Raw genomic sequence first — 8,808 nt, 5'->3', positions numbered from 1 at the left:
CGCCAACGCCAACGCCAACGATTGTCGGCACTTTTGAAACTGCTGTCAAGGCTCATGGCTACCATTCGTCGGAAAATTTGGCAAAAATTTTGGATAAATCTGTGGCTGATAAAGTGACGGGTAATGACAATGATTTGGCAAACAGCTTGATTACCGATACCATCAATTATAGCCTCGCAGACCTTGCCAACCTTGCCAACAATTTACAACCCCTACTCTCAGGCTCGGTCAATCGCATTGTTGCCGATAGCAGTCATGGTTTTGGCAATGCCGTTTTTGAGCGTACTCTCGACCCCAATAGAACCATTTGGGCAAAAGCCATTGGCAATAATACCAGCCTTGACCAGCACGGTAGTGGCTTGACTGGGTTTGATGGCAATGAAACAGGTGTGATTGTTGGCACTGATACTGCCATAGGTAGCAGCAGTCTTGGTCTTGCTGTTGCATACAGCCAAAATAACATTGACAGCAAAGGTTTTGCAATCACAATATCAAAGCTGATACCGTCATGGGTTTTGCCTATGGCAATCACCATATGGATAAAACAACCGCTCACGCTCACATTGGTGCAGGGGTGGCAAATATTGATGGCGAGCGTCGCATTGCTCAGTCAGGTTTAGGAAATGGTCGTATTGCCAAATCTGATTACGACATCAATCTCATCCAAGCAGGGCTTGGCATCTCTCATGAGATTGGTACCTCCGACCGCCACATCACCCCCTTTGCTAAGATGGACTTCACCCAATCAAAATCGGATGATTATGCTGAGACAGGGGCGGATGGCTACAATCTTGCCGTGCAAAAAGCAACCTACCAAAGTCTAAAAAGCACCATTGGTATACGTGGATATAATGTCATTGCACCCCGTTTAGCTCTGACAAGCATGCTCTCGGCGGGAATGGATAACGGAGATGCTCACAATGATGTTCATGCTGAATTTAGAGGTTTTGCAAATCATGGTTTTACACTAACCAGTCATGACATCGGCAAAGCCTTTGGTGTAGTAGGTCTTGGTATGACTTACAAGCCCACGACTAACACCACCTTATCGCTTGGTTATCAAGGTCAATGGCGTAAGAACTATGACAATCAAGGGGCTGTACTAGGCTTTGAGATGAAGTTTTGATCAACACAAACACAAAAAGCTGTCACAATGACAGCTTTTTTATGCCCCATTCTCAACTTTATACAGCTAACAAATTTGAATTTTACCACGGAAACCGTAGCAATTTTTCATTTTGTAGAGTGTATAAATGCCTAATTTATCAAGGGTAAATTATGGTAAATTACCCCCAATTTGCACCAATTCTACATTTTGAAAATTTTTTGTAGGGGCTGACTGTATACGCCCTTTATTGGTGCTATTTATAAGACGTACAGAGATAAGCTCTTACGTCCACACATCATTGAGTTTGTGGTAATTTTAAAGTTGCTTGGGTGTAAATAATCCATCATGCTTTTATTTTATTAACACGCATAAAAAAGACCTTACATGAAGGTCTTTTTGTTGAGTCAATGATTTATCATTCGACAGGGTTTTGTGACAGTGAACGTACATAAGCTGCAAGTAACATGATACGCTCGTTACCCAGCTTAGTTTGCCACTCGGGCATCACGCCAGCACGACCATGACGAATGGTTGTTTGTACCGATTCACGATCACCGCCAAATAGCCAAATATCATCAGTTAAGTTCGGCGCACCAAATGCAGTTAGACCTTTAGCGTCAGCACCATGGCATAGCACACAGTTGGCCTCAAAGATGGGCTTACCTTGTGCCACCAATGATTGATTAAGCTCACCATTATCTACCCCAGGGCCATGTCCGCTAGCGATAGACAGTACGTATTCAGCAGCAGCACGAACACCAGACTCGCCCAGTTGTTTCTGCCACGCCGCCATTGCACCGACACGACCATTATGAATGGTTAGCAATATTTCATCTGCATTACCACCATGGAGCCAGTCATCGTCCGTTAGATCAGGATAACCTGTTGCACCTTTGGCGTTGAGACCATGACACAGAGCACAGTTTTGTAAGAACAGACGGTTACCCACTTTTTGGGCTTCTGGGTCACTTGATAGCTTATCTACATAAGGAGCAAGCAGTTTAACCTGCTCATCGATTTTGGCTTGCAAGTCTGAATCAGGCTCAGCATTTTTGCGTTGCTCAGCTTGTAGCTCAGACAACTTTGCCAGTACAGGTACAGCATCAGTTGCACCAGCCGCCGCCAAGATGTTTTGTTCAAAGTTTTCAGTAAAAACTTTATTGTTGGCTTGTAGTTGGCTATTTAGCTCGTTCTCTGATGTCCAAGGCACTTGTTGACCATCAACTTCTACGGTTGTGATGCCTTTCCAACTATTTGGCTGGATTGAAGGGTATAATACAAAATATCCTAGACCCCAAGCCAAAGTCCCAAAGAACACCACAAGCCACCATTTTGGCAAGGGCTTATCATATTCACGAATGCCGTCGTATGAATGTCCTGTCGTCTCATCTTCTTCTAGCACTGGCTTGGTTTTTAGAGTCCAAACAAGCACCCCAAAAATGAAAGCCCAACAAGCCAGCGAAAAGATGGTAATCCAAGAACTCCAAAAAAAGCTCATTGTATATCCTTAGTGCGTTGTGATGACGACTCTTCTAATTGGTGATCATCTAACGCAAGTTGTGCGTCTTCTTCAAAGCGTTTTTTGTTTTTTGGTGAGTATGCCCACCACGCCACACCGATGAAAGCAATAAATGCCCCCACCGTTGCGATACTATGTAAAACGCCCCAATTCATTAGCGTTGACCCTGCATGGCGATACCAAGCTGTTGCAGGTAAGCGACCAATGCATCAAGCTCGGTTGCCCCCTGTACTTGGTCGGGCGCCGCTTCAATATCAGATTCGGTATAAGGCAAGCCAAAACGGTCTTTAAAGATACGCATTTTTGCTTGAATCTTCTTACCATCCACCTCATTCTTGGCAAGCCAAGGATAGGCGGGCATGACTGATGCAGGCACTACCGCACGTGGGTCAATCAAATGGTCAATGTGCCATTGGTCAGAATAACGACCGCCAACACGAGCAAGATCAGGACCAGTACGCTTAGAACCCCATAAGAATGGGTGATCCCATGTAGACTCTGCGGCACGGCTATAAGGTCCATAACGCTCAACTTCGGCACGAAGAGGACGAATCATCTGAGTATGGCAGACGTGACAACCTTCACGGATATAAATGTCACGACCTTCTAATTCTAATGCTGTCCATGGACGCATGTTGGGAAGTGGCTTATTCACACCGCCTTGCTCTGGTGTATTTTGGTCAAAAAGCAATGGATAAATCTCAACCAAAGTTGCAAAGCTAATCGCAATCACAATAAAAACAACGAGTAAGCCGGTATTTTTTTCAACAATTTCATGTGTAATGTTAGACATGGCTGCCCCCCTTATGCTTTGACAGCATCATTATCAAAGACTTCATCACGACCTGTATTAACCTCTTCAGGCTCGGCAAGACGCTCAGGAATGCTAGGCATCTTAATGGTCTTATAACAGTTATAAGCCATCACAAGCATACCACCAACATAAAGCAGACCACCCAATGCACGCACCACATAAGGCCAGTGTGATACCACAACTGTCTGGATGAAGTCATAAGACAATGTACCATCATCGTTAGTTGCACGCCACATCATGCCTTGGGTAATGCCCGAAATCCATAGAGCAACAATGTACAGAACCGTACCTGTGGTCGCAAACCAAAAGTGCACCGTGATTAAATTGGTTGAGTACATTTTTGCTTTATTATAGATGCGTGGCAACAGCACGTAGATAGAACCAATGGTTACCATACCAACCCAGCCCAACGCACCAGAGTGTACGTGTCCGACTGTCCAGTCGGTATTATGACTGATGGCGTTCACTTCTTTGATGGACAGCATAGGACCTTCAAAGGTACTCATGGCATAAAATGACAATGCCACAATCAAAAAGCGAATGATGGGGTCAGTACGCAATTTATCCCAGCTACCAGATAAAGTAAGTACACCGTTAATCATACCACCCCAAGAAGGAGCGAATAGAATCAGCGAGAACACCATACCCAAAGACTGAGTCCAGTCAGGCAGTGCCGAATAATGCAAGTGATGTCCGCCTGCCCACATATATGAAGCAATCAGAGCCCAAAAGTGAACGATAGATAGACGATATGAATACACAGGGCGACCAACTTGCACAGGGATGAAGTAATACATCATACCCAAGAACGCCGCCGTCAAGTAGAAACCTACCGCATTATGCCCATACCACCACTGAACCATGGCATCTGTTGCACCGCCATAGAGCGAGTAAGATTTCCACATACTCACAGGAATGGCAAGATTATTGACGATATGAAGCAGTGCAATGGTGATAATAAACGCTGCAAAGAACCAGTTAGCCACATAGATGTGCGATGTTTGGCGTTTGATGAGCGTGCCAAAGAATACAATGGCATATGCCACCCACACCAAGGCTATACCAATGGAAATGGGCCATTCTAGTTCGGCATATTCTTTGGCAGTGGTCAGACCCAATGGTAAGGTAATGACCGCCCCCACAATGACCGCTTGCCACCCCCAAAAGGTAAACCAAGCAAGATAAGGTGCAAACAGTCTTGTCTTACAAGTACGCTGAACAATATAATAAGATGTTGCAAAAAGTGCCGAACCCCCAAACGCAAAAATCACCGCATTGGTATGTAGCGGTCTTAAACGCCCAAAGGACAGCCAAGATGTATCAAAGTTAAGTGCTGGCCATGCAAGCTGTGATGCAATGAATACACCAACCGTCATGCCAATAATACCCCAAAATACTGCCATGAGCGTGAAAAGACGAACAATCGTAATTTCGTATTCATGGTCAACTGATGGGGCTACTGCTGTTTTAGATAGACTCATGGGATAGGTTTCCTGTGCAGCCCGATTTGTTTCGTTGTTTGATGAGATTAATCATCAAATTTACGTTTTTTAACTATATTTGTCTATTGTAACGCAAAATTTGCCAAATATCATCATTTCAAATCAGTTTTTAGGAAAAAAACCTTAAAAAAATTAAGGAAAAAATAACAATCAAACAATGACCACAATCTTTCCTATGACTGGCTTACTCACGATGAGTTTGGCTTGCGTTAAATCCACACTCACAATAGGGTATTGCGGCGGGTTTTTCACCGTGTATTATACAACACAATTGTAAGTTTTCGGGTATGTTTTGTAAAAAATAAATGAAAATTTTCACATTTTTTTAAAATTTTTTGTAACTTTTGCCAATTTTTGACGATTTTAATCAATTTTTTTAATCAAAAAAGACCACTTTTTGTTAAGTTTAAAAACTTTCACCAAACCCATTTGGTTTTTATTAAATGAAAAATTAATCATTTTTTACTTATTAATTTAATTTTTAAAAATAAAATTGATGAAAATCTGATGAATTTTGTGGTATTTTTATAAAAAGCCTGCTTTTCAAATCCATTTTGCTTTATAATGAACCATCTTATTTATCATCGAGTTATTTTTATGGCAAAATTTTTAAGTCAAGCATGGTTTGACGAAGTTCAAACTCTCAACACCAAAGCAGGCGACTTACATCTACCACCCAGCCTTGCTAGCCTTGTTGTCAATGTCAGCATCACAGGTGGCGACCCCAAAGAGCTACACCTAAAAGCAGGTAAACTTGGTCAGCACCACACCAGTGATGCTGTTAGCACCATCAATATCGACAGCGACACGCTCGCCCAAATCATCTCAGGCAAAGACGTTAATGTTGCCCTAGAAGCCTTTATGATGGGTAAAATCCGCATCGATGGCGACATGTCAGCGGTCATGGCACTACAATCTGCCAAGCCTAGCGGTGAGCAAAAAGCACTTTATAAAGAGATTTTGGGGGTGACAGAGTTTTAAGCTTTTAGCCATCAAGTTTTTATAAACGCCAAAGAAACAAAACCCTGCCGTTAGACAGGGTTTTGTTTTTGGTGTAATTATTGACCATTATTAAAATTTTGATACGTTTCACCTTGGCGGATTTTATGATGTGAACCATCATTGGCAAATGCATAAACAGTAACGTCAGCTTCCACACGGCGGTTGGGCTGTAAGCACTTAATCTGTACAGATTTAGGTGCATTACTGTCACAGATGACGTGTGGTAATGGCTGAGTCTTACCTGCCCCTGATGCTGTCAGTGTGCTTGATGTTACGCCTTTACTAATCAAGTATTGGCGAACCGTTTGGGCACGAAGCATGGACAAGTTCATGTTATACATGTCATCGCCATAGCGGTCGGTATGACCTGTTAGATTGACACGGCTGTCACCACGAGCTTCCCATGCAATGAGCTTGGTGGCAAGCTCATCTAAGCTTAGCACGCCCTGCGGGCAGCATATCTTCAAGCTTCCATTTGTCAAATTTGAATAGTGCATCCGCTTCAAGCGTGATTTTTTCTTTGATAATCGGTGCTTGGGCGATAACTGGAATAACAGCAGAGCTTGCTGGGGTGGGTTTGGCATGATTGGCACAGTCAGCTGGCATCCAGTAAAATTCTTGACCTTTGAATTTATCATCAAAAATCACCTTATACTGACAAATCTTCACAGAATTGTCCGCTTGGTGGAACTTCATGATGTAATCCCACTCACGGGCACGATTTGCTTCGTTAAAATGCGGGCGACCGATAAGCTGATATAACTCATCTTTGGCAATCCCTGGGCGAATCTTAGAGAGATTCTCACTATTGGGGAATTGACCGTCTTTTTGCCATGCTTTATCAAGCTCTGGGAAAACGATGTCGCCTTTGTTGTTAATAGTGCCACGCTCTGAAATGTTAGAGCTTAGCTGTTTTGTACCCATGCAACCTGTCATGGTAAGTACCATCAGAATGGTTGTGCTTAGAGTTAATGCTTTCATAATATTCCTTAGATTAAAATCTTGGTTGAATCTTGCACTCACTGTCGTGAATGCAAGATTTTATCAAACCTTAGAAGTGGAAACCTGCACCCACTGCCGCACCTGCGTTACCTTGAGTATCAGCAGAGCCAGACATTTTGAGCACCCAGCGACCATTATCAGACAGCTTGGAGAAACCAACCGCCACAGCACCTTCGCCATTATAGGTTGCCATACCACCAGTTAGCATGGACTTACCAGCAATATAAGCTTGTGGTAGAGCAGCCATCGCCATCGCTGATGATACACCTGCATTGACATCGTCTTCTACATCATCGATACGGGCGTTTAGTTGGTTGCCCATATTGATGGTATTACCTGCCAAATTGGTGATGGCTTCATTGGTGTAATACAGCTGAGAACCGTTAATGGCATCAGTTGAATCAGCAGACACTACGCCTGCGGCAACATTTTGAATTTGGCGAGTTTGCCCACCTTCTGTGCCAACACTTACCACGCCAACAGGAACAGTATTTGGTGCTGTTGTGCTGTTTGTAACACCGGCGACATTGACATCGTTGGCACCTGCATAAGTGTAGTTACCACCATCAGCTGTAGTATGAACGCCAGTTGAGGATGACTTATCACCCAAGAATACAGAGTCACCAACCGTTGCTGTAATATCACTACCTAGTGCATAAGTATTATTCGTGCTGATGGTATTATTATTACCCACAGAGTATGAGCTGTCACCCGTCACAACTGTTGGGTCACCAATCGCACCTGAGTTATTGCCCGAAACTAGGTTTCCTGTACCAATCGCAATGGATTGCAGACCTACAGCTTGCGAGCTATCACCAACAGCAATAGACTGTTCACCGGCTGTTGATGCATTGCCAATAGCAACCGCACTGTTGCCTGTTGTTTTGGTTTCGCAACCGATAGCCACAGAGTCCGTGCCATCAGCAACCGCTTTATAGCCGATGGCTGTGGCATAACCACCGTTTGCCTGTGATTGCTCCGCATTATTACCACGTTCGCCACCCAAGCTACTAGTAACACCATTAGGCGTACCATTAACATGGAAATACTTAGTGCCTTGCTCATTGATGTTGTAAACAGCAGAAACAACAGAGTTGGTTGTTACTGTGCCTGTACCTACCGCATCATAAGTTGTTAAAACCTCTCCTACGGTCTTTTTGGTGCCGTCTGGGGTGGTCATGTCGTTGCCATTAATATCTTTGACATTGATAGAACCATCATTACCACCAATGATTTTATTAGACTTCTTTCCAAACCCTGATTTTTATGGATTTTTAAAAACTTCAACCCCAATACTTATAAGGGTTTATTTTTAGTTTGGAAAGATATTTATTATTGTTGGTAATGTTTGAATTAATGTTGCTCACCGCTTCATTTAACTGACCAACATTGACCGCATCAGTATCTGCTGTACCTGCCTTAACATTAGCAATGGCAGTATTGCCCGCATCAATGCCTTTATTGGTAATATTCACGGTATCGCCAACATTCACGCTGTCAAACTTCACGTCTTTGGCGGTGGCGACAGTGATGTTTTTGCCATCATTGGTGATTTGGATATTGTCACCATTGACAAAATTCACGGTTTCGCCTGTTTTGACAAGCTCTTTATCGCCACCATTGGTTTGAATGTTAAAGCCTGAATTATTAATAGCTTTGGTAATATCACCAGCATTCACCAAGCTGTTAGGATTGGTAGGCTCTGCCACTTTGCCATCTGGTGTGTTGGTCAGATTGATGGTATTGGCAGTAATTTGACCATCTTTATTGGTGGTGATGGTTGTGCCGTCTGTATTGACCGCCAAATCATAAACCGCCCCACCATTAGCATTAGTGGCTTCTTTAATAGACCTCTTTCCAA

10 protein-coding genes and 1 pseudogene are annotated in these 8,808 nt (G+C 43.3%); 3 read left to right on the top strand and 8 right to left on the bottom strand.

Annotated elements, in window-relative coordinates:
* On the top strand, positions 1-620 hold a 620-nt coding region (locus B5J94_RS10535; protein WP_143821973.1), incomplete at its 5' end, for an autotransporter domain-containing protein.
* Complete coding sequence (locus B5J94_RS10530) at positions 536-1,126, top strand: autotransporter outer membrane beta-barrel domain-containing protein (protein ID WP_255216930.1); 591 nt, start codon at positions 536-538, stop codon at positions 1,124-1,126. The genes B5J94_RS10535 and B5J94_RS10530, both read left to right, overlap by 85 nt.
* Before the next feature lie 397 nt (positions 1,127-1,523).
* Here the strand turns inward: B5J94_RS10530 and ccoP are convergent, their stop codons facing one another.
* Genes ccoP through ccoN form a run of 4 tightly spaced genes read right to left on the bottom strand, consistent with a single transcriptional unit; the run spans position 1,524 to position 4,922 of the window.
* Complete coding sequence (gene ccoP, locus B5J94_RS10525; RefSeq protein WP_062500081.1) at positions 1,524-2,606, bottom strand: cytochrome-c oxidase, cbb3-type subunit III; 1,083 nt, start codon at positions 2,604-2,606, stop codon at positions 1,524-1,526.
* Complete coding sequence (locus tag B5J94_RS10520) at positions 2,603-2,782, bottom strand: CcoQ/FixQ family Cbb3-type cytochrome c oxidase assembly chaperone (protein ID WP_062500079.1); 180 nt, start codon at positions 2,780-2,782, stop codon at positions 2,603-2,605. Before B5J94_RS10520 ends, ccoP begins: the two co-directional genes overlap by 4 nt.
* On the bottom strand, positions 2,782-3,420 hold the full coding sequence (gene ccoO / locus B5J94_RS10515) for a cytochrome-c oxidase, cbb3-type subunit II (protein ID WP_062500077.1): 639 nt from the start codon (positions 3,418-3,420) through the stop codon (positions 2,782-2,784). Before ccoO ends, B5J94_RS10520 begins: the two co-directional genes overlap by 1 nt.
* Before the next feature lie 11 nt (positions 3,421-3,431).
* Positions 3,432-4,922, bottom strand: a complete 1,491-nt coding sequence (gene ccoN, locus B5J94_RS10510; RefSeq protein WP_062500075.1) for a cytochrome-c oxidase, cbb3-type subunit I — start codon at positions 4,920-4,922, stop codon at positions 3,432-3,434.
* A gap of 618 nt (positions 4,923-5,540) precedes the next feature.
* Between ccoN and B5J94_RS10505 the strand changes: the two genes are divergently transcribed.
* Entirely contained in the window at positions 5,541-5,924 is a 384-nt protein-coding gene (locus tag B5J94_RS10505) for an SCP2 sterol-binding domain-containing protein (RefSeq protein WP_062500072.1), read from the top strand.
* Positions 5,925-6,001: 77 nt separating this feature from the next.
* On the opposite strand, the gene B5J94_RS14845 is transcribed toward B5J94_RS10505, so the two are convergent.
* The 4 genes and pseudogenes from B5J94_RS14845 to B5J94_RS15110 all read right to left on the bottom strand — a co-directional run.
* Complete coding sequence (locus tag B5J94_RS14845; RefSeq protein WP_228144589.1) at positions 6,002-6,388, bottom strand: OmpA family protein; 387 nt, start codon at positions 6,386-6,388, stop codon at positions 6,002-6,004.
* A complete protein-coding gene (gene bamE, locus B5J94_RS14840) occupies positions 6,372-6,926 on the bottom strand; it encodes an outer membrane protein assembly factor BamE (protein ID WP_228144588.1) in 555 nt (184 codons plus the stop codon). Before bamE ends, B5J94_RS14845 begins: the two co-directional genes overlap by 17 nt.
* Before the next feature lie 70 nt (positions 6,927-6,996).
* Positions 6,997-8,127: a YadA family autotransporter adhesin gene (locus B5J94_RS10495; RefSeq protein ID WP_079364127.1), complete on the bottom strand. Its 1,131-nt coding sequence runs from the start codon at positions 8,125-8,127 to the stop codon at positions 6,997-6,999.
* Positions 8,128-8,230: 103 nt separating this feature from the next.
* Positions 8,231-8,808, bottom strand: a pseudogene (locus B5J94_RS15110) (hypothetical protein); the annotation flags it as partial.

This window comes from Moraxella lacunata, from assembly GCF_002027545.1.
Taxonomy (GTDB): Bacteria; Pseudomonadota; Gammaproteobacteria; order Pseudomonadales; family Moraxellaceae; genus Moraxella; species Moraxella lacunata.
The sequence above is the reverse complement of the archived record's forward strand: the minus strand, read 5'-3'. Positions and strand labels throughout refer to the sequence as shown.